The 23,361-nt window shown below is 61.3% G+C and carries 32 protein-coding genes; 18 read left to right on the forward strand and 14 right to left on the reverse strand.

Annotation, left to right across the window (positions count from 1 at the left end; translation table 11 throughout):
• Positions 1-17 precede the first annotated feature (17 nt).
• Together DDQ68_RS15845 and DDQ68_RS15850 are read right to left on the reverse strand one after the other, a co-directional pair.
• Entirely contained in the window at positions 18-968 is a 951-nt protein-coding gene (locus tag DDQ68_RS15845) for a DnaJ C-terminal domain-containing protein (protein WP_109657175.1), read from the reverse strand.
• Positions 969-1,055: 87 nt separating this feature from the next.
• Positions 1,056-1,394, reverse strand: coding sequence for a DUF3140 domain-containing protein (locus tag DDQ68_RS15850; RefSeq protein WP_109657176.1), 339 nt, complete (start codon positions 1,392-1,394; stop codon positions 1,056-1,058).
• Positions 1,395-1,611: 217 nt separating this feature from the next.
• Here DDQ68_RS15850 and DDQ68_RS15855 point away from each other — a divergent pair, with 217 nt between their 5' ends.
• Entirely contained in the window at positions 1,612-2,118 is a 507-nt protein-coding gene (locus DDQ68_RS15855) for a DUF6799 domain-containing protein (protein WP_109657177.1), read from the forward strand.
• Positions 2,119-2,199: 81 nt separating this feature from the next.
• On the opposite strand, the gene DDQ68_RS15860 is transcribed toward DDQ68_RS15855, so the two are convergent.
• The gene (locus DDQ68_RS15860) at positions 2,200-2,403 is read right to left on the reverse strand and encodes a hypothetical protein (RefSeq protein ID WP_109657178.1); all 204 of its coding nucleotides are present in this window, start codon (positions 2,401-2,403) and stop codon (positions 2,200-2,202) included.
• 14 nt (positions 2,404-2,417) lie between these two features.
• Positions 2,418-2,825, reverse strand: coding sequence for a septal ring lytic transglycosylase RlpA family protein (locus DDQ68_RS15865; RefSeq protein WP_109658468.1), 408 nt, complete (start codon positions 2,823-2,825; stop codon positions 2,418-2,420).
• 102 nt (positions 2,826-2,927) lie between these two features.
• Between DDQ68_RS15865 and DDQ68_RS15870 the strand changes: the two genes are divergently transcribed.
• The gene (locus DDQ68_RS15870; RefSeq protein ID WP_109657179.1) at positions 2,928-3,140 is read left to right on the forward strand and encodes a hypothetical protein; all 213 of its coding nucleotides are present in this window, start codon (positions 2,928-2,930) and stop codon (positions 3,138-3,140) included.
• A gap of 96 nt (positions 3,141-3,236) precedes the next feature.
• On the opposite strand, the gene DDQ68_RS15875 is transcribed toward DDQ68_RS15870, so the two are convergent.
• The gene (locus DDQ68_RS15875; protein WP_162550158.1) at positions 3,237-4,085 is read right to left on the reverse strand and encodes a glycoside hydrolase family 25 protein; all 849 of its coding nucleotides are present in this window, start codon (positions 4,083-4,085) and stop codon (positions 3,237-3,239) included.
• Positions 4,086-4,191: 106 nt separating this feature from the next.
• Here DDQ68_RS15875 and DDQ68_RS15880 point away from each other — a divergent pair, with 106 nt between their 5' ends.
• Positions 4,192-4,461 carry a VF530 family protein gene (locus DDQ68_RS15880; protein ID WP_245897072.1) on the forward strand — a complete coding sequence of 90 codons (270 nt, stop codon included), beginning with the start codon at positions 4,192-4,194 and terminating at the stop codon, positions 4,459-4,461.
• Between the two features lie 34 nt (positions 4,462-4,495).
• On the forward strand, positions 4,496-4,816 hold the full coding sequence (locus tag DDQ68_RS15885) for a hypothetical protein (RefSeq protein ID WP_109657181.1): 321 nt from the start codon (positions 4,496-4,498) through the stop codon (positions 4,814-4,816).
• Between the two features lie 232 nt (positions 4,817-5,048).
• On the opposite strand, the gene DDQ68_RS15890 is transcribed toward DDQ68_RS15885, so the two are convergent.
• On the reverse strand, positions 5,049-5,435 hold the full coding sequence (locus DDQ68_RS15890) for an Hsp20 family protein (protein ID WP_109657182.1): 387 nt from the start codon (positions 5,433-5,435) through the stop codon (positions 5,049-5,051).
• A gap of 182 nt (positions 5,436-5,617) precedes the next feature.
• Complete coding sequence (locus tag DDQ68_RS15895) at positions 5,618-7,498, reverse strand: BamA/TamA family outer membrane protein (protein ID WP_109657183.1); 1,881 nt, start codon at positions 7,496-7,498, stop codon at positions 5,618-5,620.
• 74 nt (positions 7,499-7,572) lie between these two features.
• On the opposite strand from DDQ68_RS15895, the gene hemW reads away from it, so the two are divergent.
• The 4 genes from hemW to DDQ68_RS15915 all read left to right on the forward strand — a co-directional run bounded on the left by hemW (position 7,573) and on the right by DDQ68_RS15915 (position 10,497).
• Positions 7,573-8,721, forward strand: a complete 1,149-nt coding sequence (gene hemW / locus DDQ68_RS15900; RefSeq protein ID WP_109658470.1) for a radical SAM family heme chaperone HemW — start codon at positions 7,573-7,575, stop codon at positions 8,719-8,721.
• Positions 8,718-9,131 carry a hypothetical protein gene (locus DDQ68_RS15905; RefSeq protein WP_109657184.1) on the forward strand — a complete coding sequence of 138 codons (414 nt, stop codon included), beginning with the start codon at positions 8,718-8,720 and terminating at the stop codon, positions 9,129-9,131. The genes hemW and DDQ68_RS15905 overlap by 4 nt, the downstream gene beginning before the upstream one ends.
• 152 nt (positions 9,132-9,283) lie before the next feature.
• Complete coding sequence (locus DDQ68_RS15910; protein ID WP_342767452.1) at positions 9,284-9,796, forward strand: alpha/beta fold hydrolase; 513 nt, start codon at positions 9,284-9,286, stop codon at positions 9,794-9,796.
• Between the two features lie 59 nt (positions 9,797-9,855).
• Positions 9,856-10,497 carry a hypothetical protein gene (locus tag DDQ68_RS15915; RefSeq protein WP_109657186.1) on the forward strand — a complete coding sequence of 214 codons (642 nt, stop codon included), beginning with the start codon at positions 9,856-9,858 and terminating at the stop codon, positions 10,495-10,497.
• A gap of 88 nt (positions 10,498-10,585) precedes the next feature.
• Here DDQ68_RS15915 and rpmA read toward each other — a convergent pair whose 3' ends face one another.
• Complete coding sequence (gene rpmA, locus DDQ68_RS15920) at positions 10,586-10,861, reverse strand: 50S ribosomal protein L27 (RefSeq protein WP_109657187.1); 276 nt, start codon at positions 10,859-10,861, stop codon at positions 10,586-10,588.
• 99 nt (positions 10,862-10,960) lie between these two features.
• Positions 10,961-11,266 (reverse strand): 50S ribosomal protein L21, encoded by a 306-nt coding sequence (rplU, locus tag DDQ68_RS15925; RefSeq protein WP_109657188.1) that lies wholly within the window; start codon positions 11,264-11,266, stop codon positions 10,961-10,963.
• A gap of 530 nt (positions 11,267-11,796) precedes the next feature.
• On the opposite strand from rplU, the gene DDQ68_RS15930 reads away from it, so the two are divergent.
• A complete protein-coding gene (locus tag DDQ68_RS15930; protein WP_109657189.1) occupies positions 11,797-12,756 on the forward strand; it encodes a ribonucleoside-diphosphate reductase small subunit in 960 nt (319 codons plus the stop codon).
• 611 nt (positions 12,757-13,367) lie between these two features.
• On the opposite strand, the gene DDQ68_RS15935 is transcribed toward DDQ68_RS15930, so the two are convergent.
• Positions 13,368-13,697 (reverse strand): DUF1348 family protein, encoded by a 330-nt coding sequence (locus DDQ68_RS15935; protein WP_245897074.1) that lies wholly within the window; start codon positions 13,695-13,697, stop codon positions 13,368-13,370.
• A gap of 85 nt (positions 13,698-13,782) precedes the next feature.
• On the opposite strand from DDQ68_RS15935, the gene DDQ68_RS15940 reads away from it, so the two are divergent.
• From DDQ68_RS15940 to DDQ68_RS15950, 3 genes are all read left to right on the forward strand, one after another.
• Positions 13,783-13,998, forward strand: coding sequence for a hypothetical protein (locus DDQ68_RS15940; protein ID WP_109657190.1), 216 nt, complete (start codon positions 13,783-13,785; stop codon positions 13,996-13,998).
• Between the two features lie 252 nt (positions 13,999-14,250).
• Positions 14,251-16,632 (forward strand): ribonucleoside-diphosphate reductase subunit alpha, encoded by a 2,382-nt coding sequence (locus tag DDQ68_RS15945; protein WP_109657191.1) that lies wholly within the window; start codon positions 14,251-14,253, stop codon positions 16,630-16,632.
• A 48-nt stretch (positions 16,633-16,680) separates the two neighbouring features.
• The gene (locus DDQ68_RS15950) at positions 16,681-16,941 is read left to right on the forward strand and encodes a hypothetical protein (protein WP_109657192.1); all 261 of its coding nucleotides are present in this window, start codon (positions 16,681-16,683) and stop codon (positions 16,939-16,941) included.
• 61 nt (positions 16,942-17,002) lie between these two features.
• On the opposite strand, the gene DDQ68_RS15955 is transcribed toward DDQ68_RS15950, so the two are convergent.
• On the reverse strand, positions 17,003-17,356 hold the full coding sequence (locus DDQ68_RS15955; protein ID WP_068238615.1) for a type II toxin-antitoxin system HicB family antitoxin: 354 nt from the start codon (positions 17,354-17,356) through the stop codon (positions 17,003-17,005).
• 103 nt (positions 17,357-17,459) lie between these two features.
• Here DDQ68_RS15955 and DDQ68_RS15960 point away from each other — a divergent pair, with 103 nt between their 5' ends.
• Entirely contained in the window at positions 17,460-17,630 is a 171-nt protein-coding gene (locus tag DDQ68_RS15960) for a hypothetical protein (RefSeq protein WP_162550159.1), read from the forward strand.
• 99 nt (positions 17,631-17,729) lie between these two features.
• On the opposite strand, the gene DDQ68_RS22955 is transcribed toward DDQ68_RS15960, so the two are convergent.
• The gene (locus tag DDQ68_RS22955) at positions 17,730-17,930 is read right to left on the reverse strand and encodes a hypothetical protein (RefSeq protein WP_162550160.1); all 201 of its coding nucleotides are present in this window, start codon (positions 17,928-17,930) and stop codon (positions 17,730-17,732) included.
• A gap of 44 nt (positions 17,931-17,974) precedes the next feature.
• Positions 17,975-18,865, reverse strand: a complete 891-nt coding sequence (locus DDQ68_RS15965) for an SDH family Clp fold serine proteinase (protein ID WP_109657194.1) — start codon at positions 18,863-18,865, stop codon at positions 17,975-17,977.
• 207 nt (positions 18,866-19,072) lie between these two features.
• Between DDQ68_RS15965 and DDQ68_RS15970 the strand changes: the two genes are divergently transcribed.
• A complete protein-coding gene (locus DDQ68_RS15970; protein WP_109657195.1) occupies positions 19,073-19,429 on the forward strand; it encodes a DUF433 domain-containing protein in 357 nt (118 codons plus the stop codon).
• A 4-nt stretch (positions 19,430-19,433) separates the two neighbouring features.
• Here DDQ68_RS15970 and DDQ68_RS15975 read toward each other — a convergent pair whose 3' ends face one another.
• Positions 19,434-19,628, reverse strand: coding sequence for a DUF433 domain-containing protein (locus DDQ68_RS15975; RefSeq protein ID WP_109657196.1), 195 nt, complete (start codon positions 19,626-19,628; stop codon positions 19,434-19,436).
• Between the two features lie 195 nt (positions 19,629-19,823).
• Between DDQ68_RS15975 and DDQ68_RS15980 the strand changes: the two genes are divergently transcribed.
• From DDQ68_RS15980 to DDQ68_RS15995, 4 genes are all read left to right on the forward strand, one after another.
• Positions 19,824-20,690 carry a DUF5694 domain-containing protein gene (locus tag DDQ68_RS15980; protein WP_109657197.1) on the forward strand — a complete coding sequence of 289 codons (867 nt, stop codon included), beginning with the start codon at positions 19,824-19,826 and terminating at the stop codon, positions 20,688-20,690.
• A gap of 201 nt (positions 20,691-20,891) precedes the next feature.
• On the forward strand, positions 20,892-21,308 hold the full coding sequence (locus DDQ68_RS15985) for a rhodanese-like domain-containing protein (RefSeq protein ID WP_109657198.1): 417 nt from the start codon (positions 20,892-20,894) through the stop codon (positions 21,306-21,308).
• 448 nt (positions 21,309-21,756) lie between these two features.
• A complete protein-coding gene (locus tag DDQ68_RS15990; RefSeq protein ID WP_162550162.1) occupies positions 21,757-22,326 on the forward strand; it encodes a GNAT family N-acetyltransferase in 570 nt (189 codons plus the stop codon).
• A 100-nt stretch (positions 22,327-22,426) separates the two neighbouring features.
• Positions 22,427-23,347, forward strand: coding sequence for a bestrophin family protein (locus tag DDQ68_RS15995; RefSeq protein WP_109657200.1), 921 nt, complete (start codon positions 22,427-22,429; stop codon positions 23,345-23,347).
• Positions 23,348-23,361: the final 14 nt, after the last annotated feature.

Raw genomic sequence — 23,361 nt, forward strand, 5'->3', positions numbered from 1 at the left:
TTCAGGAAAATCAATGGCTATGCGTCGGGGCTGCGCAGCGCGGCCAGTTGCTCAATCAGCGCCTTTTCCTCGTCGGTGAGGTGCTGGGGCAGGGCGATGGTCAGGCGCAGGTAGAGGTCGCCGGACTGGCCGGGTTGGTCGTATACCGGGAAGCCCTTGCCGCGCAGGCGCAGGCGGGTACCGTTCGGCGTTTCGGGCTTGATTTTGATTTTGACTGGGCTGCCCAGCGTGGCTACGGTTTGCTCGCCGCCGAGCAGCGCGGTGTACAGGTCTACGGGCACGTCCTGGGTCAGGTCGTTGCCTGTGCGCGCGTAGCGCGCGTCGGGCGCGAGGCGGAAGGTGAGGAGCAGGGCCCCGTCGGGGCCCCCGTTGCGGCCGGGGCCCCCCTGGCCGCGCAGCCGGATGGTTTGGCCGTCGGCCACGCCCGGCTTCACGGTCAGGCGCAAGTTCTTGCCGTTCACCGTGATGGTGCGCGGGCCGCCCTGGTAGGCTTCCTCCAGGCTCAGCTCCAGCTCGGCCTGGTAGTCCTGGCCCGCGCCGGGGCGGGCGCTGCGGCCCCCGCCGCCGCCCATGTTGCCGAAAATGGAGCCGAAAAAGTCCGAAAAATCGCCGTCTTCCTCGCCAAACGGGCTGCTACCCCCGCCCCCGCCGCCCTGCGTATACTGGCCCCAGTCAAAGCCCCCGCCGCCGCCGGGGGCCCCGCGCCCGCCCGCGGGGCCCCGGCCGGCACCCTGCTGCTCGTAGCGCTTCCAGTCGGCGCCCAGCTGGTCGTATTTCTTGCGCTTGTCGGCGTCGCTCAGCACCTCGTTGGCCTCGTTTACCTCCTTAAACTTGCGCTCCGCCTCCGGGTCGTTGGGGTTCACGTCGGGGTGGTGCTGGCGGGCCAGCTTGCGGTACGCCTTCTTGATTTGCTCGGCCGTGGCGGTCTTTTCTACGCCCAGCGTCTTGTAATAATCCTTGTATTCCATTGCCAATTAGTGAGTTTGTAAATGAGCAGATGAGTGATTGAGATGGACGAGCAAAGGGTAAAATCACTCATTCACTTAGCCACCCACTCACTTTTTGAGCGGGTCGTGGCCCCAATTCATCAGCGAGTAGCGCCAGCGCGTGTGGGCCACGTCGCCGCTGGGGCGCTGGGCTGAGTGGCGGGCAATGTAAGAATGCACTTTGTGCATGTGGGCCTCGTCGTCGGGGCTGAGGTCGCCCTTCTTTTTATGCAAAATAGCAACAATGTGCTTGCCCGATTGGTGGCCAATGCTTTCGCCGCCGTTGTCGGCCTGACCCACGCTTTTCGACTCATCGGTTTTTAGCCACTTTTCCAATTCGGAAGCAGTCATGTTCACTTCCTCGTGGAAAGTATGGTACAGATCGCCGGCGGAAATTTTCGTGGCCATGGGAAGGAGAGTGTTAATTAATCCGACGCTGATCAGCCCGGTACCAGTTGAACGTAAGGAAGCCGGTCCGCGTTTTTGCCGCCGTGCCTGTGTCGTTGGTATCGGTTTTGCATAAGGGTTTGATAGGGCACCAGGTAGCGTAATATATTTGCTCCGTCCGAAGTCTTCCGTTAAAAGCATACCTGTTTAAATTCAATTTATCTAAAAATTACCCATTATGCGTATTCCATTCCGATTTGTGATTTTTGGGGCTTTGCTGTTGGGCGCCGCCGGGGCCCAGGCGCAAACCAAGTTGCCGCCGCGCCGCGCCGCCGTGGCGGCCCGGGCGCGCCTGGCCGCCACGCCGGGTGCCGGCGTGAAGGACGGCCTGGCCCTTGTGAACGGCCGCGTGGTACTTACCGAGCAAGGCCTCGCCAACCCGCTCACGGCCGATAAAAAGCTGCTGAGTGGCTACACCGTCAGTCCGGCCGGCCTCGTTACGTCGCCCAACGGCACCACGGTGCAGATGGCCGAGGGCGACGTGGCCTCGCTCACGGGCCGCGTCACGACCCATAAGGTAATGGTCGAGCAGGACAGCCTGCTGAAAATTCAGCAGTACGATATCAAGTACCCCGGCAAGCGCGAAAAGATGGCCAAGGAGCTGGAGCGCAAGGCGAAAGAAAAAGCCAAGCGCGACGAAGCCCTCGAAAAAGCCAAGGCCAAGCGCGAAAAAGACAAGAAGTAAGCGCCGCCCGCGGCGGCACACGCACGAGCCCACGGGGCCGCTCGGCCAGTGGCCAGGCGGCCCCATTTTAGGTTTAAGTCCCTAGGCGCGGGCCGAGTAGTAGGCCAGCACCTCGTGGCCGGCTTTATCGTCGTCGGCTTCTACCACTTCGTCGAGCACTTGTTGGACTTCGACTGCTGACCAACCCTGGGCTTCGGCGGCGCGCACCCAATGGTCGAGGGCGGCGAAACGGCCTAGGCCGGGCGGGTACGTCCAGGCTACTTTCTTGCGAATGTTGTGGTTCATGGCCGCAAAAGTAGCTAGCGCCCGCCCCCCCGCGGGGCCGCCCGGATGACTTCGAGGCGCACGGGCACCACGCCGGCGCGCACCAGGTCGAGGCGGCGGGCGGCTTTGCCCGACACGTCGACGATGCGGCCGGCCACGTGGGGGCCCCGGTCGTTCACGGTCACCTTCACCGAGCGGCCGTTGCGCACGTTCGTCACGCGGATGCGGGTGCCGAAGGGCAGCGTGTTGTGGGCGGCTGTCATCTTGCTGGGCCGGTAGGGGGCTCCGCTGGCTGTGGGCCGCCCCCGGAATTTGTTGGCGTAGTACGAGCCCTGGCCCGACTGCGTGAAGCCCGGCCGACTGCTGCCGCAGCCCGTGGCCAGCAGCCCCGCCACCAGGGCCCCAGCCAGCGCAACCCGGCGCACCCAAGGGCCCCCGTGCATAATTTGGCGATCGAAATAGTTCTTCATGTTACGTTCAGACACCAGGCCCAACTTTCGGAAAGTTACCCGCTACAACTCACTCACCTCCTTTTTTCGCATACCATGAAGACCACCCTCAAACTCGTTGCTGCCCTCGCCCTCACGGCTTCCTTCTTCAGTGCCTCGGCCCAAACCGATGGCAAGATGGCCAAGAAAGACGCCAAAATGATGGCCAAGGAAGACAAGAAAATGAAGCACAAGGCCGGCGACGACAAAATGATGAAGAAGGACGCTAAGATGATGAAGAAAGAAGATAAAATGGCTCCTAAGATGTAAGTACTTGGCTCTTTTGGCCATAAAGGAGCCGCTCGGCGGTGTTGCTTCACAAAAGCAGCGCTGCCGGGCGGCTTTCTTACGGCTGGGCCCTATGGTTCAGCGGTGGACAGGCGCGGCGGCCGGCGCCGGCACGCGCAGGGCCAGTAGTGCAGCGTAGCTGCCCTGGAACACGTTGAAATCGACCGCGCCGTGGATGCCGGGCACGTAGGCCTCATCGGAATGTTGCCAGATGATCCACTTGCCGGGGGGAAGGGTGGGGCGCTCCACTTCGTAGTGGGCCAGCCAGAGGGGGTACTCGTCGAAGTGCCCGGCTAGGTGGCGGCGGTAGAAGCCGTGGTTGGAATACACGATGGGCCGCACACCGTAGTGCGCTTCCACCAGGCGCAGCCAAGTGGCCACCTCGCGGCGCATCACGGCCACGTCGTGGAACTGGGTGGCTTCTACGTCGAGCACCGGGGGCAGGTCGCCGGGGCGCAGCGGCACGGTACTGATGAACAGGCGCGCCTGCTCGGCCCCGCTGCGGTTGGGCGAAAAGTAGTGGTAGGCCCCCCGGCAAATGCCCGCCGCCTGCGCCTCGCGCCAGTTGCGGGCAAAGCGCGGGTCTTGCAGGCGCACGCCCTCGCTGGCCTTGATGAAGGCAAACTGTACCGCGTGGCGCGCCACCTCGGGCCAGTCGATGTGCCCCTGGTAAGCCGATACGTCGATGCCGTGCACCGAGAACCCGGCCAGCAGCGGCGTTTTTTCGCGCCCCGTGAGGCCCCCGCGCGTGAGCGTGGCCCAGGTGCGCCGGGCGTAGCGGTTGAGCTGCACCGCGTGGCGGGCGTAGTACACGCCGGCCCCCAGCAGGCCCAGCAGCAGCGCCGCCGCCAGCCAGCGCGCCGCCGGCCGCCGGGGGCGGGGCAGGGGCGCGGCGGGCGCAACGGGAACGGGGCGGAGGCGGGGCATGGGGCAGGGCTTGGCCAAAAATAACGCCAGCCCGGGCGGGTTGCGTGCCCGGGCCACCCGATTTGTGCCAACTTTGTCGTTGTTTCCTCTCTTTTTTTCTGCCGCCGTGCCCCTTCCTGCCGACGCCCGCGACGAATCGGGCCACCTCATCCGCGAGCTGCACGGCGTCACGCTGGTCGTCATCCTCGAATATTTGCTGGCCGCCTACGGGTGGCCGGGCCTCGATGAACGCCTGCGAATCAACTGCTTCGCTGTCAATCCGAGCATTAAGTCAAGTCTGGTTTTTCTACGGCGCACGCCCTGGGCCCGTACCAAAGTGGAGGACCTGTACGTGCGGGCCCGCACGGCCGAGGTGCTAGGGCGGCCCCGCCCATAATTTTCGGTTAGTTCCCTTTTCGCCCCCAACCGCCATGGCCAACGCGCCCCAACCAACAGCTTTTCCTACGTGGCTGGCCGGTCTGCTTGGGTTCGTGGCGTTCGAAGCCGTGGCCTACTTTGGCCTGCGCTGGGCCCTGTCCGGCCTGGGTGAAAGTAATCAACACCAAGAAGATAACACCATTGTGAGCAATTGGGTGAAGGCCATGGCCTTCGTGGTGCTGCACTTGGCCCTGTCCATTGGGGCCCTGCTGGTGGCCAGCAACCGCGTGCCGCGCCGCTACCGCGGGCAGGTACAAGGCTGGTTCTACGTGGCGCTGCTGCTAAGCTTCGTGCTGCTGATTCCGCTGTTTTAGAATGTAAAACTGTCATCCCGACGAAGGAGGAATCTGCGGATTGTCCTTAGGTTTTACCCAGATTCCTCCTTCGTCGGAATGACAGCCATTTATTCGGGCAGCCACTAAAGGGCAAAAAAAACCACCGCTGTGGGCGGTGGGAAAGCAGTCAGAGATAAGAAAGGCGGCCGGTCGGTCCCGGCTTTATCAGTGGACGGCGGTGCCGGTCGGTCCCGGCAGTATAAAAAGGAGCCTATTCCTCGTGGCGGATATCCAACTCGCGGGGCTCATCGTTGGTACGTTTGTAAGGGATGCGCACGCGTAGCTCGGGGCCGTGTTGCACGGCGTCGATGCGGGCCACGTCGAGGTTGGCAGGCAAATCAAGCACACGCATGAACAGCGGGGCCGAAAGCTCGTCGTCAGGTTGGTGGCGATAGGCGCCGTACACGGTCAGGCGCTGGTTGTGCAGAGCCACGTGAAACGTATCGGGCGAAGCTGATGGTAACGCCACCCGTAAAATTACGCCCTGCTCGCGCTTGTCGAGGCGCACCTGGGGCTGGGCCACGCCCCCACCAATGGTGTTAAGCAGGTCCATTTGGGGAGCAAAATCACGGATTATTTTCGAGTTGATGAGTTTCATGGCAGAGGAGCCGGCTATAGTGTCGGCCACACTCCACCATTATCAAAGCCCGTACCAAGCCCGTGGGGGCCCTGGCAACCGCCCAATTCGGCCAATCTGGCTGGCTATTATTTTTAATAATAGTACTATTCGGCCAATTTGGCTAGTATTTACTCAAAAATTGTGGAATGGCAGGTCCCCCTCTAGAACCGGTTCGTAATGCCGAAATGGATCTTCGAGTTGCCCAGCGCGAAGCGTTGGTTGGCGCTGCTCGACTGCCCCACCGAGTACACAAACTGAAACAGGCCCGCCGCCGTGCGGAAGCTCAGGCCCGCGCCCAGGCCCGTGGGCTGGTCAGTTACCGCGGCCTGGCTGGCCACCGCCCCGCGCCGGAAATAAGCCTGGTCGGCAAACAGGAACACGTACGATTCGGCCCCGATGAACTGCCGGTACTCGGCCGTGGCCACGGCGTAGCTGCTGGCGTAAAACTGGTTCTCGTTGAAGCCCCGCAGCGAATTGAGGCCCCCCAGCCGGTACATCTCGTTGAGGAACAGGCGCTGGTTGGCCAGGCTCTCGCCGCGCACGCGCAGCAGCACTACCCCTGCCCGGCCCACGGGCGCGTAGCGTTCGGCCCGCAGTGCTAGCGTGGTTTGCGTCGAGCGCAGTGCCAGGCTGTCGTACAGGTCCGAGCGCAAATCGGGGTTGCGGGTGATGATTTTAGTACCCACGGCGGCCTGGCCGTTCAGCAGGTAGCCGCGGTGCGGAAAAAACAGGTCGTCGAGCGTGTTCCAGGCGTAGCTCAGGCCGTAGGACGTGTATTGCGAGTCGATATTCTCGGGTAATATCGTGAGCCTCCGCGACGCGGCGCTATCAGTGAAGAGCCGCGAGTTGCGCTGCTCCACAAAAAACGTGACCCGCCCGGCCCGCGCCGATGGGTACGTGACTTGCAGTCGCGGCCGTACCGTCAGGAAAGCGTCGGTTTGCTTGTACAGGTTGAAGCTGCCGGCCAGCTCCAGCGGTGTACCGAAGAAGTTTGGGTGGACGTACTGAATGTCAAGTAGCTGCGACAAAGCATCGACCTTGCGAAATTGCAGCCCCACCTGCTTGCCGCCGCCCTTGAGGTTGCGCAGGTTGATGGTGACGTCGCCCGTGAACTGCACGCCCTGGCCCGTGCCGGCGCCGGGCAGCACGCCCACAATGGCGTCGAACTGGTTGGATGGTCTATCGTCGAGCAGCAAATACACCCGCGCCCGGCCCCGGGCGAAGCGCACCTCCGGCTCGGCTCGCACCTTCAGGTACGGCAGCTGGCGCAGGAGCTGGGCGGCGGCCTGCACCCGCTGCTGGCTGTAGGGCTGGCCCGGGAAAATCTGCAAGTACTTGGTCAGAAACTGCTTGCGCGTTTTGGTGGCCCCCACAATCTGGATGGAGTCGAAGACAATGGCCCGGCCGCGCTTCAGCACCACGCGCCCCGCAATGCTGTGGCCGTCGAGCCGCACTGAGTCGAGACCTACCGTGGCGAAGGGGTAGCCCTGGTTTTCGGCCTCCGTCAGCACGCGCTCCTGCAACTGGGCCCACTCGCCGGGCCGGAACGGGGCCTGGCGGAAAAACCGTTCGCGGTAGCCAGCGCGTGTCAGTAGGCCGTCGCCGAGGTTGCCGTTGCGCAGGTAGGCCCACCGAAACGGCTCGCCCACAAAAATGCGCGCCCGCACCGTGTCGGGGCCCCACTTTATTTCGTCGGCCGAGGCCGTAAGGTACGATTCGCCTTGCAGCGCCAGCACCAGCTCGCGCAATTCGCGCAGGGCGCTGAGCGAGTCGGGCACGCTGGCTTTCGGCTTGTAGCGCCGCAGCAGGGCCGCATCGGCGGGCGCGGCGTCGAGGCGCAGCACCCGCGGGTGCACCGGCCGCTTGGGGGCCCCGGCCGTGCTGGGCACGGCGGCGGGCGGCGGCAGCGGTGGCGAGGCCAGCCCCGGCTGGTTGGGTGCGGCGGGGTCGAGATTAGGCGTTTGGGCGTGGGCGGCCGGGGCCCCCAGTCGCAGTGCCAAGCCCAGCAGCCAGCCAAAACGCAGAAAAAACCGGACGTACATTCGGGGACGATAACGCGCCAACCGGCGTTTAATTTCCCGAATGTAAAACGGCCACCTTCCCCGTTTTGCCGCCCATGCCCGGCCTCTACCTCCACATCCCGTTCTGCAAGCAAGCCTGCTCGTACTGCGATTTCCACTTCAGTACTTCGCTGGCCCTGAAAAGCCGCCTGGTGGACGCCCTGGTTCAGGAAATTGCCCTGCGCCAAAATTACCTGGGGCCCCACGCGGTGCTCGATACCATTTATTTCGGCGGCGGTACCCCCTCGTTGCTTACCGCCAGTGAGTTAGGATTGATATTTGAAGCCATTCACCGGCACTTTACCGTGGCGCCGGGGGCGGAAATTACTCTCGAAGCCAACCCCGACGACCTCACGGGCCCCAAGCTGGCCGAGCTGGCGGCCACCGCCGTCAACCGCCTCAGCATCGGGCTGCAAAGCTTCTACGAGCCCCACTTGCGCCTGATGAACCGGGCCCACACCGCCCCCGAATCGGCCGCGGCCGTGCGCCGGGCCCAGGACGCGGGCTTTGAGAACCTATCCATCGACCTGATTTACGGCGTGCCCGCGCCCGGCCACCACATTTGGGAAGCCGACCTGGCCAATGCCTTCGCGCTCGGCGTGCCCCACGTGTCGGCCTACGCCCTCACCATCGAGCCCGATACGCTGCTGGGCCGCCGCCAGGGCAAGGGCACGTTTGCCGCGCCGCCCGACGAGTTCGTGGCCGTGCAGTTCGAGCTGCTGCTGGCCCAGATGCGCGCCCATGGCTACGGGCAGTACGAAATCAGCAACTTCTGCCGCCCCGGCCGCGAGTCGCGCCACAACGGCAACTACTGGCGCGGCGTGCCCTACCTGGGTGTGGGCCCCAGCGCCCATTCGTTCGACGGCCACAACCGCCAGTTCACCCTCGCTAACAACCCGCAGTACGTGGCCGCCGTGCTGGAGCGCGGCGAGGTGCCCGCCACAGTGGAGGTGCTCACGGCCCGCGACCGGGCCAACGAGTACCTGCTCACCACGTTGCGCACGGCCCGCGGCTGCGATCTGGCCCACCTGCGCGACGCGCTGGGCCTCGACCTGGCGGGGGCCCACCCGGCCTACCTGGCCACGCTCACGGCCCAGGGCTGGGCCACCATCCGGCAGGAAGTGCTTACTTTGACCGACGCGGGCAAGCTGCTGGCCGACCAGATTACGCTGGATCTGTTCCAAGCGGCCCCCGCGGGTGCATGAAACTCCTGAGCGACAGCCTCGCCGATGACGTGGACTTCTTTGTGGAGCACGTGTACGTCGTGGCCATTGTGTTCGATAATACCGACGACGTGACCGTGTGGGCCACCACAGATTTCGACCACGAGCCCCATTTTTTCCACCTCGCCCTGCCGTTTCAGTCCCTCGACACTTTGCTGCGCCTTACCGCCGACCGCGCCGAAATCCTCCAGGAAGAAGTAGCCGACGCCCTGGCCGCCAGCGAGTGGCCCGCCCTGCTCGAATTCAACTCCGATGAGGCCCCGCCTGTGCCCCTGCCCAGCGTGGCCCTCAAGCTATCCGTTACCTACCCCGCCGACGAAGAAGGCGAAGACGATCCCCAGCCCCACAACATCTTCTACCTCGAAGGCGTGTACGTGCGGCTCGATTCGTGAACGCTGCGCCGGGGCCCTATTTCTACCTCATTCCGGGCTTGGGGGCCGACGAGCGGGTATTTCAGCGCTGGCAATTGGCAGGCCAAGTGCACATTATGAGTTGATTATCGCCGCAATCGGCTACCGAGCCGCTGGCGTACTACGCCGCCCGGCTGGCCGCGGCCGTACCGGCGGCGCAGGCGTGCTGGTTGGTGGGCGTGTCGTTTGGGGGTTTGCTGGCGCTGGAAATTGCTCAGTTGCGGCCCCTGGCGCGGGTGGTGCTGGTTTCGAGTTTGGCGGGCCCCCACGAGTTGCCTTGGCCGCTGCGCGTAGCCCGCGCCACGGGCCTGGACCGCTTGGTGCCCCCAACGCTGCTCCAGAAATTGCCCCAGGCCGCCAAGTGGGCGTTCGGCGTGAAAACCAAGGGCGAATACGTGCTGCTCCGGCAAATCATCGCCGATACCAACCCCGCGTTTGCCCAGTGGGCCATCGGGCAGCTGCTGCGTTGGCGGGGCGTGCCGGGCCCGGGGCCCACCGCCCGCCTGCACGGCACCCACGACCGGCTGCTGCCGCCCCCCGCCGCCAGCATTGATTGCCTGGTGGCCGGTGCCGGGCATTTCCTCGTGGTTAGCCACGCTACGCAGATTAGCCAGTTTCTGAATCAGTTGGCAACCAACAGCCACTGATTTAGGGAATTAGGGATTAACTTGGGAAGTTAATTATCCCCGGGATCTTATTGCTCCCCATGCGACTGTTCAAAACACTTGTGGTGGCGGCGCTGGCCATCGGGACGGGGCCCCTGCGGGCGCAGAGCCCACCGCCCCGGCTGCGACTGAAGGCCGGCTTCAACCTCGCCCACCTGGTCATCAGCCCCGACGTGCGCGGCCGCTTGGTAGTGCCGCTGGCGTTGGGAGCCGAATACCGCGTGGAGCCCCAGCTCAGCCTCTACGCCCAAGCCGAAGCTTACCTGCCCACGGGCCGCGCCACCGGTAACCGCCGGGCCCGGGCCACGCTGCCCCTGCTGGGCGGCACCGGGGCCCTGGGCGCGCGCTACTACTACCGCCATGCCTGGCCCACCAATTTGGTGGCCCGCCGCCCGGCCCGGTTCGGCGACTACCTGGCCCTGGAAGGCAGCGGTGAGTGGCAAGATCTGGCCGCCGCGCGCGGCCGGGGGCACAACCGCACGGTACCGGCCCGGCTCGTGCCCGGGGTGTACGCGCTGGTGGGCACGCAGCGCGGCTGGGCCGGCCACCCGCTGCTGTTCGATGCCAACGCGGGCCTTGGCTTGCAAGCGCCCGTACAGTATTATGCCCGCCCCGAGCAAGTGCCGACGCACGCCTGGACTGTGGCGGCCCAGGTGAACCTGCGGGCGTACTTCGGGTACTAGCCAATTACAGGCACCCGAAACTACGAAAGGGCTGCCCCGGTAGGAGCAGCCCTTTTAGTCATTTGCCCGAAGGCAAAAATGCTGGAAGCTAGGCTTGCGCGGCTTCGGCCATGGCCGGGACCACCGTCACGAACGAACGGTCTTTGCGGCCTTTGTTGAACTGCACCGTGCCGTCAACCAAAGCGAACAGCGTGTGGTCCTTGCCGATGCCCACGTTGGCGCCGGGGTGGTGGCTGGTACCGCGCTGGCGCACGATGATGTTGCCGGCGATGAGCGCTTGCCCGCCAAAAATTTTCACGCCGAGGCGCTTGGAATGCGATTCGCGGCCGTTGTTCGACGAGCCGACACCTTTCTTGTGAGCCATATTTTTAGGGAGTTATGAATTATGAATTATGAATTATGAATCAGGTAAAATTGCCCGAACAGCAATTCATAATTCATAATCTTTAATTCATAATTGGCCTTAGCCAATGCTATTAATCATTAACTTGGTGTAATCCTGGCGGTGGCCGTTCATCTTCTGGTACCCCTTGCGGCGTTTCTTCTTGAAGACGAGCACCTTGTCGCCCTTTACGTGGGCGAGAATGGTGCCAGTCACGGCCACGTCCAAGGTGGGGGCGCCTACGGTGAGGGTGCCGTTGTCATCGGTCAACAGGGCATTGCCCAATTGCACGGTGTCGCCGACGTTGCCGGCCAGCTTGTAGGCGTAAACGAATTTGTTGGCTTCAACTTTGGTCTGTCGGCCAGCGATATTGACAATAGCGTACATCGGTCTGCGCGGGGTTTCTGAAAATCGGAAGGCAAAAGTACGCGATTGACTCTGGAAAACCAAACCTAAATCATTAATCCTCATTTGCCCGGCGTTTTGTGGGGGCCCGCAACGGGCGTAAAACGCGGCCCAGAACACCGCTGGCTGCCGGGGCCCCGCGCGGGCTCAGTACCCTGAATTGCATTGAGGTAAGGCTGATTTTGTGGACAAGTCCCACTTATCCACAGCTGTTATGTGGATAAGTGCCTGTAAATGGGTGAATTTTCGGTGTGTTCGTGGAGTATTACTGGAGTGTTACGGGCGACGTGGGAATCGGATACTACCGGGAAAATGGTTCTATTGACAAGCTTATTGGTAGAAAAGGTAATTGAAAAAAAACTGCATTTTCTCGCGTTCTGATAGTCGGGTACTTGCCTATCTTTGGAGTCGGGGGCCCCGTGCGGCCGTTGCGCCGCGGCCAAACAACGGCCGCGCTAGCTGGTTTGCCTACCCAATCCCTTCGTTTTTTCGCCACCCCTAGCCGCTACCGCATGGAACCGCTCCTCGCCGAAAACCCCAACCGATTTGTGCTTTTTCCGATCCAGAACGCCGAAGTATGGCAGTTCTACAAGAAGGCTGAGGCCTCGTTCTGGACCGCCGAGGAAATCGACCTGAGCCAGGACCAAAAGGACTGGAACAACCTCAACGACAACGAGCGCCACTTCATCAAGCACGTATTGGCCTTCTTCGCAGCCTCCGACGGCATCGTGAACGAGAACCTGGCCGTCAACTTTATGCAGGAGGTGCAGTTGCCCGAGGCGCGTTGCTTCTACGGCTTCCAGATTATGATGGAAAATATTCACAGCGAGACGTATTCGCTGCTGATTGACACGTACATCAAAGACCCAAAGGAGAAGGATTACCTGTTCAACGCCCTCGAAACGGTGCCTGCCGTGCAGAAGAAAGGTGAGTGGGCCCTGAAGTGGATTAACTCCGAAAACTTCGCCGAGCGCCTCATCGCCTTTGCCGCCGTGGAAGGTATCTTCTTCTCAGGCTCATTCTGCTCCATTTTCTGGCTGAAAAAGCGCGGCCTGATGCCCGGTCTGACGTTCTCCAACGAGCTGATTTCGCGCGACGAGGGGCTGCACTGCGACTTCGCCTGCCTGCTCTACGGCTACCTCCAAAATAAGCTGCCCACGGAGCGCGTGCAAGCCATCATCGCCGACGCGGTGGCCATCGAGCAGGAATTTGTGACGGAGGCCCTGCCGGTGAGCCTTATCGGCATGAACGCCAAGACGATGTCGCAGTACATCGAGTTTGTGGCCGACCGCCTGCTGGTGGCCCTGGGCTGCGGTAAAATCTACAACACCACCAACCCGTTCGACTTCATGGAAATGATTTCGGTGCAGGGCAAAACCAACTTCTTCGAGAAGCGCGTGGCTGAGTACCAGAAGGCCGGCGTAATGAGCGAGCGTAACGACAACGTGTTCTCGCTGGACGAGGATTTTTAGGGCGGCTAATGCAACGGTTAGTAGGGCCCCGGGTATCTGGGTAAAATGCCTTATTCTTCCGTCCCATGCGCCCTCGTCAACTCCTTGCCTCGCTCTTGATAATAATCATCGCGGCCGCCTGTAAGAAAGATCAGCCGCAAATCTGTGGTGGTAACTATCGGAGCGCCACCGTGCTTCATGGAACCAGCGGGTGCCAGCAATATGATTTTCTGCTACAAGTGGATGGCGACGATACCTACCGGGTAGTAGTTGGTAGTCTGCCAGCTAACTTTCAGCGAGTGGGGTTAAAGGTATGTGTTACTTACACCATCGTGCCTGACTTAGGTTTGTGCCCGTGTTGTGGCGGTACCCGACTAAAAATTCAGGGTATACAACAATAAATTTACTTACTGGCTGTATAAACAAAGAAGCCGCCCGGACTGGATTCAATCTAGTTAGGCGGCTTCTTTGCAAATGAGAATTGCTAGTAAACTACAGCCCCAAATCCGTCAACTCTGGGTGGTCCGCCGGCCGGGGGCCCTGGAGCCAGTAGAATTTCCGGTCCTCCTCCGCAATGGTTACTCGTTGATGCTAGCTTCGCGGCGCTGCATGAGGCCCTGGGCGTCGAATTCCTACTGTTCGTTGCCGTAGGCGCGGAACCACTGGTTTTGGGTGTTGCGGTACTCGTATTGGAAGCGCACGGCGATGCGGTACTCGTGGAAGCCCCAAAGCTCCTTGATGAGGCGGTATTCGTGCTCCTGGGCCCACTTGCGGGCGAGGAAGGCCTGGATGGCGGCGCGGCCCGTGAAGAACTCGCTGCGGTTGCGCCACTGGCTGGCTTCGGTGTAGGCCAGGGCTACGCGGGCGGGGTCGCAGGAGCTCCAGGCGTCTGCGGCGAGGCGGGCTTTTTGGGTGGCCGTCTCGAAGGTAAACGGGGGCAGGGGCGGGCAGGCGTCGGGCATGCGGGCGGAGTAGGTGACCTTTTGCGGAACGCGGTATCTACCGTCGAGCGCAAGCTATGGTTTTACCCCTTCACCCCGTACCCCGATGATGCCTATCCCCGAACAATGGCCGCTGCCCGGCCAGGTCGACCCCGCGCTTTCGCCCTGTGCTTTTTGCCGCCGCCGGCTGCGCATCGGTGGCCGGCCGGTATTGGCTTCGTGCTCGTGCAAGGCCCTGGGGGCCCCAGTGACGGTTGGGGCCCTGGTGGTGGGTGGGGCCCTGGTAATGAGTGGGCTATGGTGGGGTTTCAGCAAAAAATGATGCATATTGCGTGTGGCATAATGCCAATAATTAGCTGACCTATAATCATTATTCACTTAATGTCCACATCTGCCGCCCAGCTCGTTTTTGAAAAAGCGGCCGGGCGGCCTCATTTTCAAGCTATGTGGAAAACTTCTAAAGTTTTCCCTTGGGGCCCCCCAACCTTCGGAGTAATTTCCGGTCTTGAAAGTCCTGGTTCTGCTTTAGCAAGCCACTGAAATATTCTCCTTTGCTCACCCCAAAGAATTAACTATGCTAGTAATTAAACGCGACGGCCGCCGTGAATCCGTGAAATTTGATAAAGTCACGGCCCGGATTGAGAAGCTGTGCTACGGCCTGCACATGGATTTCGTGTCGCCGATTGAGGTGGCCAAGAAGGTGATTGACGGCATCTACGACGGCGTGACGACCGTGGAGCTGGACAACCTCGCCGCCGAAACTGCTGCCTCGCTCACCACCCGCCACCCCGACTACGCCATCCTGGCGGCGCGCATCGCGGTGAGCAACCTGCACAAGGTGACTTCCAAGTCGTTCAGCAGCACCATGAAGCGGCTGTACACCTACGAGGACCCCAAAAACGGCGACAATGCCTCGCTGCTGGCCAAGGACGTGTGGGAGGTCATCCACAAGCACGCCGCCACGCTGGACTCGGCCATCATCTACGACCGGGACTACAACTATGACTTCTTCGGCTTTAAGACCTTGGAGCGCAGCTACTTGCTGCGCCTGGAGGGCAAGGTGGTGGAGCGGCCCCAGCATATGCTGATGCGCGTGTCGGTGGGCATCCACAAGGAAGACATTGAGTCGGCCATCAAAACCTACAATTTGATGTCGGAGCGCTGGTTCACCCACGCTACGCCCACGCTCTTCAACGCGGGCACGCCGAAGCCGCAGATGTCGTCGTGCTTCCTGCTGACGATGAAGGACGACTCGATTGACGGCATTTACGACACGCTGAAAAACTGCGCGCTGATTTCGCAGAGCGCCGGCGGCATTGGCCTGTCCATCAGCAATGTGCGGGCCACGGGCTCCTACATCAAGGGCACGAACGGCAACTCGAACGGGCTGGTGCCGATGCTGAAGGTATTCAACGACACTGCCCGCTACGTGGACCAGGGCGGTGGGAAGCGCAAGGGCGCGTTTGCCATTTACCTGGAGCCCTGGCACGCCGACGTGTTCGAATTCCTCGACCTGAAGAAGAACCACGGCAAGGAGGAAATGCGCGCCCGCGACCTGTTTTACGCCATGTGGACGCCGGATTTGTTCATGAAGCGGGTGGAGGACAACGGCGACTGGACGCTGATGTGCCCCCACGAGTGCCCGGGCCTGGAGAACTCCTGGGGCCCCGAGTTCGAGAAGCTGTACCTGAAGTACGAGCGCGACGGCCGCGGCCGCAAAACCATCAAGGCGCAGGAGTTGTGGTTCGCCATCCTGGAAAGCCAGACGGAGACGGGCACGCCCTATATGCTGTTCAAGGACGCGGCCAACCGCAAATCGAACCAGCAAAACCTGGGCACGATTAAGAGCAGCAACCTGTGCACCGAGATTCTGGAGTACACTGATAAAGACGAGATTGCGGTGTGCAACCTGGCCTCGCTGGCGCTGCCCCGCTACCTCGTGACGGACGCCAAGGGCAACGTCACCTTCGACCACGACAAGCTGTACGAGGTGACCTACCAGGCCACGCTGAACCTGAACAAGGTGATTGACGTGAACTACTACCCGGTGCCCGAAACGCAGCGCAGCAACTTCCGCCACCGCCCCATCGGGCTGGGCGTGCAGGGCCTGGCCGATACGTTCATCGCCCTGCGCATGCCGTTCGAGAGCGACGAGGCCTCGGGCCTGAACGAGGACATCTTCGAAACCATCTACTTCGCCGCCATGACGGCCTCGAAGGACCTGGCCATGAAGGAGGGGGCCTACGAAACCTTCCAGGGCTCGCCCCTGAGCCAGGGCAAGTTCCAGTTCGACCTCTGGGGCGTGACGCCTAAGTCGGGCCGCTGGGACTGGGACACGCTGCGCGCCGAGGTAATTGAGCATGGCGTGCGCAACTCGCTACTAGTGGCGCCCATGCCCACGGCAAGTACCGCCCAGATTCTGGGCAACAACGAGTCGTTTGAGCCCTACACGAGCAACATTTACGTGCGGCGCGTGCTGAGCGGCGAGTTCATGGTGGTGAACAAGCACTTGCTGAAGGACCTGGTGGCCCTGGGCCTGTGGAACGACGCGATGAAGCAGGAAATCATCGCCGCCAACGGCTCGGTGCAGGGCATTGCCCGGGTGCCGCAGCACATCAAGGACCTGTACAAGACGGTGTGGGAGATTTCACAGCGCCGCATCATCGACATGTCGGCCGACCGCGGGGCCTACATCTGCCAGAGCCAGAGCCTGAACCTGCACGTGCTGAACGTGAACTTCGGCAAGCTCACCAGCATGCACTTCCACAGCTGGAAGCGCGGCCTGAAAACCGGCATGTACTACCTGCGCACCAAAGCCGCCGCCGACGCCATCAAGTTCACGGTGGAAAAGCAAGCCGCCGAAACCCTGGAGCCGATGCTCGTGGCCGCCCAGAACCAAAGCGACATGAGCTGCTCGCTGGATAACCCGGACGCCTGTGAGGCCTGCGGGTCGTAGTTCGGCGTGAAGTCCATTCCGTACCAACAGTTCGTAGCTCTACTGCGAATGCTGGGGCTGGTCTTGATTCGCACCGAGGCCAGCCACCAGCAATGGGATTTCCCATCTGAAGCAGGTAAAAAACTGCTTCGTACCATCACTATTCGTGACAAGGATAAAGACATCCCAATGTTGCATATGCACACCAACTTGAGCACGTTGGAGCTATCGGGAGTAGTAACCAGGGAAGAATTTAACAAAATGCTGGCGGAACAGGCCAATCCCAAGGCCGCGAAAGCCGCTGCTCGTAAGCGCAAAAACGAGCAGTAAGATCAAAGAAAAAGCCTCTGCTTTACCAGCAGGGGCTTTTTCTTTGAAAATCCGGGTGAACTTAAGCCGGTAATAGTACCTCTTCAGTGAGGATGCGGCGGCTACGGGCCGTTTGGTTAAGCAACTCGACGGACAACCGCGGGGGCTCGTAAACGGGCTCGGGCTGCTTAAGGAGCCGCCAGCCTAACGCCAGTAACAATTGGTCGAGAGTGCCACGCTCTGCCGTGTCTTTAAGGAAGATCGCCAACGCATCTTCAAACGCGGCGCGGGCCTCGTCTTCGGTGTCGCCGTAAGAAGATAACTCCAGCGCTGGGCAGTAAGCCACATATTGGCCGCTGTCGTCATCAAGAACGAGTAAAACCTCTACCTGGGCTTTGGTGAGGCGGCCGTGAGGGTCGGTGAGTAGCGTAGCCATAGGAAAACAAGCAAGGAAACCGAACCAAGGCCCGGTTTAAGTAAAGCTAGTGCAAAGTTCAATACCGTGAACAAGTATGGGGGGCGGTTCTGTTCGCGGGCACTTGCAACAGCATGGAGGCCATGAATATTCGCTAACCCACCTAACCTACCATATTCCGATAGAAAAGCAAGCCGCCGAAACCCTGGAGCCGATGCTCGTGGCCGCCCAGAACCAAAGCGACATGAGCTGCTCGCTGGATAACCCCGAGGATTGCGAGGCCTGCGGGTCTTAAGGGGGGGATAAAAAGAAGGCCGCTCAATTTGAGCGGCCTTCTTTTTATTACATAAGTATTTTTTTGATTCTATCCGAAGAGTAACTACCTATATCTTAACTACCAGGTAGTATACGAGCAAGATTCATAGAGTCTTTTTCCAATAGTATCCATTGGAGCAATGTCATATTTAGGTTTTTGGAGCAGTCCTAGTGCTTGAAGATCCTTAACCATTTGGTTCATTTCAACAAAGTTCGGGTCTTGGCCAAACTTTTTTTCCCCTTCGGCAAGGACTGTTTCTAATTCTTGGAGATCTTTCATGATTGAGGCGGGAAAAGTGAGGTTAGCTGAGAAGGATTGAAAAGTTAAAAGCCAAGCTTAGAATGAATTAGGGCAGGAAATTGGTGTCGTAAGATGTAGCTAAGAATCATATCGTTATAGCTTCTGATAAGGTTTCGCAGCGGAACATCCTTCGAATAGTCTTCTACTTCAAGCCTCAGTACTGTTTGAATGGTATTGATTCCGATGAACCGTCCGTGCGAATGCCATCTTTTGTTATCCCCCAAGTCTCTTGCAATAGAATCTGCTCTATCTATTTTTTCTTGGTTAGTTACAGGCTGTCCCTTCTTTTGGGCGTCCGTGCGATGGGTGGTCCAATCTTTAAATTTGTACTGAACTAGCCAATCCTTCATTAGGGAGATAGTTAGCTCTTTCGCCTGCTGATAAAAGTTTAGCTTAGCTATATCCTGTTGTTGCAACATCAGAAACTCCGCTTGGGTCAGAGTGCCAGCGGCAGACTTTTTGATGAACTCGTCAACTTTGTCCAAGTAACCCAAGGCTGGCACGTAAGCATTGCCAACGAGAACCTGGGGATCAATGGGACCTAATGAAGATGAATAGTCCATATAAATCTTGTCACCTGCCATACAGAACAGAGTGCCAGCTGACATTGCGAAATCAGGGACTACAAAGTACAATTCGCTATAGTTTGCCCTAACGATTTCGACCATTTTCTCGGTGGCTTCAGCTGAACCACCAGGCGTATTGAGAACAATAGTGAGTCTCTCATGCATCTTTTCTTGGTTTGCGGGGCTTTTTAATTCCTCTATGCAATCCCTGAAAAGCTTTATGTAAGAAATATCTATTGGTCCATAGTAAAACAGGACGTCAGAATCAAGTTTTGCTTCCAGATCTTTGAGTTGGTTGGTAACCAAATCGAAGATGGTCTTGTCAAATAGTTCTCTCGGAAGGCTCATTCTTATGTTAAAATTTCTGACTAAAGGTATGATGTTTATTATCACACTATAAAACTGCTTCCCGCTAAAGAGTCGTTTTAAAGCGACTGTCCCCAAAAAATATTTTATTCATGTATCAACAGGCACCTCCTAGCCGCTGCCGCCCCCGGTAGCGGCTGGTTTGCGCTTGGGGGTAGGGGCCCCGGGCGGGGTTTGTATCTTCGGCATATGGCAACTCCTGTTTCACCTACTCACCCACGCATTACTCTCGACTACGATATCTGCCACGGGCAACCCGTGGTGCATGGGCTGCGCTACCCGGTGTGGTCGGTGCTGGAATACGTGTCTTCCGGCATGAGCGAAGCCGAAATCCTGGCCGATTATCCAGACCTGGAAGCGGAGGACTTGCGCGCCTGCCAAGCCTATGCGGCGTCAATTCTGAAAAAGATAAGTCAGACCTTAGCAGGCGACGGAACCCGGCGGGCAGTGACGAAACAAGAGATGTTGGCGCACCTGATACAAACCGGAAAGGTGCCACCCGGCACGGTCCTGAACGAACGAGGGCAGCTACCCTTGCGGCACTAGTTGCTTACGCGGCGTGGTGCAGGGCCGCTTGCAGGTCGAGGGCTTCCAGGTCGGGCATTTCGGCCAGAATCTGCTCGGCGGTGAGGCCCGCGGCGAAAAGCTGGCGCACGTCGGCCACCCGGATGCGCATGCCCCGGATGCAGGGCCGGCCGCCGCACTGGCGCGGATTGGTGGTGATCCGCGCGAGCAATGATTCCATGTAGCGAAGGTACCAGCCGTTTCCGCGGCCGCTGGGGCCCCGGGCGCGGCGGGGTTGCGTTTGGATGTAGGGGCCCCGGGCGATGCGTTGAGCCGCTGCACTGGCGCCGAACGACTATTTTCGGGCGATTACTACCCGTTATTTCGTTTCAAGATGAGTTGGTTTAGCCGCCGTGCCCTGCGTTGTTTGATTGGCTTGCCTGGGCTGCTGGGCCTGGCGGCTTGCGCCACCACCCAGCACCAGCCCGTGGCTGGGGGCCCCGCGGGGGTGGCCCCGGTGTCGGTGCTGCTGCTGGGATGCAGCCACCTGGCGCAGCTTTACAAGGCCGGCAATGCAAATTCGGACGTGCTCACGCCGAAACGCCAGGCCGAGCTGGGGGCCGTCCTCGACGGGTTGCAGCGGTACCGGCCCGACGGCATTCTGGTGGAGGCCCTGCCCGAGCGGCAAGCCGCGCTCGACAGCCTCTACCAGCTTTACCGGCAGGGCCGGCTCGATTTGAGCACCCTGCCCGATGGCCGCTCCGAAGTGTACCAGCTGGGGTTTGCGCTGGGCAAGCGGCTGGGGCTGGCCCGCATCCACTGCGTGAATGCCCCGGGCGGCACCTCCCAAAGCATTCTGCACGAGGGCCAAAACATCGAAATTTATCAGCAAGCCACCGCCCGCTGGCGCGCCGTGGCCGCGCCCTTCGACCAGCAGCTGCTGGACGGCTCCCACACGCTGCCGCAGTACCTGCGGACGCTGAACGCCCCCGCCACGGTGCAGCAGCTGCACGCGCTGGTGTACCGCACGCCGGCCCGCGTCACCCACGGCACCCTGAAGACCGACCCCATGGTGGACGCGGCCTTCCTGAACCCCCAGTACGTGGGCGCCGAGTTTATTTCCGTGTTCTACAACCGCGACTTGAAGGTCTATTCCAACATCGTGACCACGCAGCTGGCCACCCACCAAACCCGCCAGCTCGTGCTAATGGGCGTGCGCCACGTAGGCTCGCTGCAAGGCATTTTCCGCGACGACCCGGCCTACCGAATAGTCGAAGCCGCGCCGTACTTAGGCCGCAACTAGCTGGGGGCCCGCGGCCTTGGGCGCGCCCGGGTACTGGGCTCCGGGCGCGGTGGGGTTGCGTTTGGGGGTAGGGCCCCGGCGCTAGTACAGGACGCGGCTTTTGCAAACGGCCCGCGCCATTTCCCCGGGGTAGTGAGTTGTACCTTCACCGTACCCGTTTTTCGGTGGCGCTCCGGCGCTTGCTCCTTATTCCTTTGGCACATGAAAAAACTTGCCTTCCTGCTCCTGGCGGCCGTGGCCGCTGGCTGCAACCAATCCTTTCCGCAAGCCGCCGCTACGGCCCCGGCTGCCGCACCAACGGCCGCCGGGCTGGGCCCGGGGGGCCCCACGGCGGCCATCAACACGCCCAAAGCCAAGCAGCTGCTGGCCCAGCCTGCTACGGTGGTGCTGGACGTGCGTACGCCCGCCGAATACCAAACCGGGCACTTGAGCCAGGCGCGCAACCTCGACGTGAGCAACGACGATTTTGCCCAGCAGGTAGCCAAGCTCGACACCGCCAAGACCTACGTGCTGTACTGCCGCTCGGGCAAGCGCAGCAGCAAAGCCGCCGACATCATGTACCAACAAGGTTTTCACCGGGTTGTGAACGGCGGGGGCTACGTTGATTTAAAGGAATAACCCCGGCCATTTGGCCCGCCCGGCGAAGCCCGTCGCGCCGCAGTTGGCCGGGTCGCGCGGGTAGTGGTTGGCTGGCTCTGCCTGGGGCGGGGCCGTTTTCGCGGTGGGTTGCACTTTGGGGCTGGGGCCCCGCCCTGCCCGTTTTCTCCGCACCCGTGCCGCCCACTAGTAAAAGCGCCGTGCCGCCGCCCGCGCTGCTGGCGCTAGCCAATGCGGTGTCGCACGTGCTTTGGTCGGTACTAGGGCTGGGGCCCCTCGGCGGGTGTTGCTTCCGGCAAGGCATTGGCCAGCAGCGGCAATGCAAATGCTGGGGCTCGGCTGGCTCAGCGCTGATTTAGAGCGAGGTAGGGCCCCGGCGGCACTAACTACTTCCTGGCGGCGGTGTGCTGCGGCCGGGAGTCGCCCGCCCAAGGGCATCGCCCATCGCCAGCGGCCGTATAGGGCTTTTATGATTCCACTGATTGCCCAAACGCCCCGCCTGACCATCCTCGCGGCCAGCCGGGCGCTGCTCACCGCCGAGCTGCACAAGCCCCAATACTTCCCGCTGCTGCTCGGGGCCGCCCTGCCCGCGGCCTGGCCTCTCCCCGGCGGCCCCAGCCGCGCGGCCCAGGAAGGCGCCCTGGCGCAGCTCACCGCCGGCGGGCGCGACGCCGCCGGCTGGTACGGCTGGTATGCGCTGCGCAAAGCCGAGGGCGACGTGCCGCGCACGCTGGTGGGTGTGGGCGGCTTCGCGGGGCCCCCGGACGCGGCGGGCATGGCCGAACTGGATTTTTTCATCGCCGAAGAATGGCGCGGCCAGGGCCTGGCCACCGAGCTGGTAGGTGGGTTGGTGCAACAGGCCGCCGCCACGGGCCGAGTGCGCCGGCTGGTGGCCCACACCCCGGCTGGCCACCCGGCCGCCCAGCAGGTGCTGCGCCGCAACGGCTTTGAGCCAGCCGAAACTGCGGCGGAGACCCTGTGCTTCGAGCGGGCCGTGGTGCCTGCGGCCGACGCCGCGCTGGGCCCGGTGGGGGCATAGCTGCCCGGTGGGCGGTGGCTACCTTTAGCAAAATAGCGCCGCGGCGGTTGCCGTGCGCTCGAGGGTCCCCCGCCGGGGCCCAATCGATGACGCTTCCAGCATGATTGTTCGCGAAAAAGGAAATTGGCTGCGCCTGCTGTTTGTATGGCACGGCTCGGTGTTGCCGCAAATTTTGCCGCGCCTGCTGGTGCTGGGGATACTGTCGGGGGCGGTGGTGTACGGGCACGGCCACCTGCTGCACTACAAAGTGCCGCTGAACGCGGCGCCCTTCACGCTGTTCGGCGTCACGCTGGCCATTTTCCTGAGCTTCTACAACAACGCCAGCTACGACCGTTTTTGGGAAGGGCGCAAGCAGTGGGGCGCGCTGCTGAACACCACTCGCTCGCTGGCGCGGCAGGCCCTCACGCTGGGCCACCACCCCGCCGACGCGCCGGGTCCCCCGCACTTCGTGCGGCTGCTCATTGCCTTCACCCACGCCCTGAAGCACCAGCTGCGGTACACCGACGCCGCCCCCGACCTGGCCCGGCTGCTGCCGGCTTCGGTGGCGCAGGCCGTGCAGGGCGCCGCGTTTAAACCCGTGCTGCTGCTGCTGGAAATGGGCCGCTGGGTGCAGCAAGGCCGGGAAAATGGCCAGTTCGACACCACCACGCAGCTGGCTTTCGACCACAACTTCAACCTGCTGGCCGACATTGTGGGCGGGTGCGAGCGGCTGGCGGGTACGCTTATTCCGTATACTTACAGCGTCATTCTGCACCGCACGGTGTACCTGTACTGCTTTCTGCTGCCATTTGGGCTCGTGGACAGCATTGGCTGGCTAACGCCGCTCATCGTGGTTTTTGTAGGCTACACCTTCATGGCCCTCGATGCCATCATGCGCGAAATTGAAGAGCCTTTTGGCTTGGGAGCCAACGATCTAGCATTGAACACCATGAGCCACACCATCGAAAGCACCTTGCTCGAAATGGTGGGCGCGCCCGTTCCGCCCGCCCCGGAACGCGCCGCGCGCTACATCTTCGACTAGCGGTGGGGCCCCGG

The sequence above is a fragment of the Hymenobacter nivis genome, assembly GCF_003149515.1.
GTDB lineage: Bacteria > Bacteroidota > Bacteroidia > Cytophagales > Hymenobacteraceae > Hymenobacter > Hymenobacter nivis.

What these genes read in the sequence shown, in the direction of transcription:
- rplU (WP_109657188.1), bottom strand. Translation starts at nt 11,266, where the DNA reads ATGTACGCTATTGTCAATATCGCTGGCCGACAGACCAAAGTTGAAGCC.
- DDQ68_RS15945 (WP_109657191.1), top strand. Translation starts at nt 14,251, where the DNA reads ATGCTAGTAATTAAACGCGACGGCCGCCGTGAATCCGTGAAATTTGAT.
- DDQ68_RS15955 (WP_068238615.1), bottom strand. Translation starts at nt 17,356, where the DNA reads ATGGCTACGCTACTCACCGACCCTCACGGCCGCCTCACCAAAGCCCAG.
- DDQ68_RS15970 (WP_109657195.1), top strand. Translation starts at nt 19,073, where the DNA reads ATGGCAACTCCTGTTTCACCTACTCACCCACGCATTACTCTCGACTAC.
- DDQ68_RS15855 (WP_109657177.1), top strand. Translation starts at nt 1,612, where the DNA reads ATGCGTATTCCATTCCGATTTGTGATTTTTGGGGCTTTGCTGTTGGGC.
- DDQ68_RS15995 (WP_109657200.1), top strand. Translation starts at nt 22,427, where the DNA reads ATGATTGTTCGCGAAAAAGGAAATTGGCTGCGCCTGCTGTTTGTATGG.
- DDQ68_RS15865 (WP_109658468.1), bottom strand. Translation starts at nt 2,825, where the DNA reads ATGCACGGGGGCCCTTGGGTGCGCCGGGTTGCGCTGGCTGGGGCCCTG.
- DDQ68_RS15975 (WP_109657196.1), bottom strand. Translation starts at nt 19,628, where the DNA reads ATGGAATCATTGCTCGCGCGGATCACCACCAATCCGCGCCAGTGCGGC.
- DDQ68_RS15890 (WP_109657182.1), bottom strand. Translation starts at nt 5,435, where the DNA reads ATGAAACTCATCAACTCGAAAATAATCCGTGATTTTGCTCCCCAAATG.
- DDQ68_RS15965 (WP_109657194.1), bottom strand. Translation starts at nt 18,865, where the DNA reads ATGAGCCTTCCGAGAGAACTATTTGACAAGACCATCTTCGATTTGGTT.
- DDQ68_RS15875 (WP_162550158.1), bottom strand. Translation starts at nt 4,085, where the DNA reads ATGCCCCGCCTCCGCCCCGTTCCCGTTGCGCCCGCCGCGCCCCTGCCC.
- DDQ68_RS15905 (WP_109657184.1), top strand. Translation starts at nt 8,718, where the DNA reads ATGAAACTCCTGAGCGACAGCCTCGCCGATGACGTGGACTTCTTTGTG.
- DDQ68_RS15845 (WP_109657175.1), bottom strand. Translation starts at nt 968, where the DNA reads ATGGAATACAAGGATTATTACAAGACGCTGGGCGTAGAAAAGACCGCC.
- DDQ68_RS15990 (WP_162550162.1), top strand. Translation starts at nt 21,757, where the DNA reads ATGATTCCACTGATTGCCCAAACGCCCCGCCTGACCATCCTCGCGGCC.
- hemW (WP_109658470.1), top strand. Translation starts at nt 7,573, where the DNA reads ATGCCCGGCCTCTACCTCCACATCCCGTTCTGCAAGCAAGCCTGCTCG.
- DDQ68_RS15870 (WP_109657179.1), top strand. Translation starts at nt 2,928, where the DNA reads ATGAAGACCACCCTCAAACTCGTTGCTGCCCTCGCCCTCACGGCTTCC.
- DDQ68_RS15860 (WP_109657178.1), bottom strand. Translation starts at nt 2,403, where the DNA reads ATGAACCACAACATTCGCAAGAAAGTAGCCTGGACGTACCCGCCCGGC.
- rpmA (WP_109657187.1), bottom strand. Translation starts at nt 10,861, where the DNA reads ATGGCTCACAAGAAAGGTGTCGGCTCGTCGAACAACGGCCGCGAATCG.
- DDQ68_RS15850 (WP_109657176.1), bottom strand. Translation starts at nt 1,394, where the DNA reads ATGGCCACGAAAATTTCCGCCGGCGATCTGTACCATACTTTCCACGAG.
- DDQ68_RS15930 (WP_109657189.1), top strand. Translation starts at nt 11,797, where the DNA reads ATGGAACCGCTCCTCGCCGAAAACCCCAACCGATTTGTGCTTTTTCCG.
- DDQ68_RS22955 (WP_162550160.1), bottom strand. Translation starts at nt 17,930, where the DNA reads ATGAAAGATCTCCAAGAATTAGAAACAGTCCTTGCCGAAGGGGAAAAA.
- DDQ68_RS15950 (WP_109657192.1), top strand. Translation starts at nt 16,681, where the DNA reads ATGCTGGGGCTGGTCTTGATTCGCACCGAGGCCAGCCACCAGCAATGG.
- DDQ68_RS15935 (WP_245897074.1), bottom strand. Translation starts at nt 13,697, where the DNA reads ATGCCCGACGCCTGCCCGCCCCTGCCCCCGTTTACCTTCGAGACGGCC.
- DDQ68_RS15895 (WP_109657183.1), bottom strand. Translation starts at nt 7,498, where the DNA reads ATGTACGTCCGGTTTTTTCTGCGTTTTGGCTGGCTGCTGGGCTTGGCA.
- DDQ68_RS15985 (WP_109657198.1), top strand. Translation starts at nt 20,892, where the DNA reads ATGAAAAAACTTGCCTTCCTGCTCCTGGCGGCCGTGGCCGCTGGCTGC.
- DDQ68_RS15885 (WP_109657181.1), top strand. Translation starts at nt 4,496, where the DNA reads ATGGCCAACGCGCCCCAACCAACAGCTTTTCCTACGTGGCTGGCCGGT.
- DDQ68_RS15940 (WP_109657190.1), top strand. Translation starts at nt 13,783, where the DNA reads ATGATGCCTATCCCCGAACAATGGCCGCTGCCCGGCCAGGTCGACCCC.
- DDQ68_RS15915 (WP_109657186.1), top strand. Translation starts at nt 9,856, where the DNA reads ATGCGACTGTTCAAAACACTTGTGGTGGCGGCGCTGGCCATCGGGACG.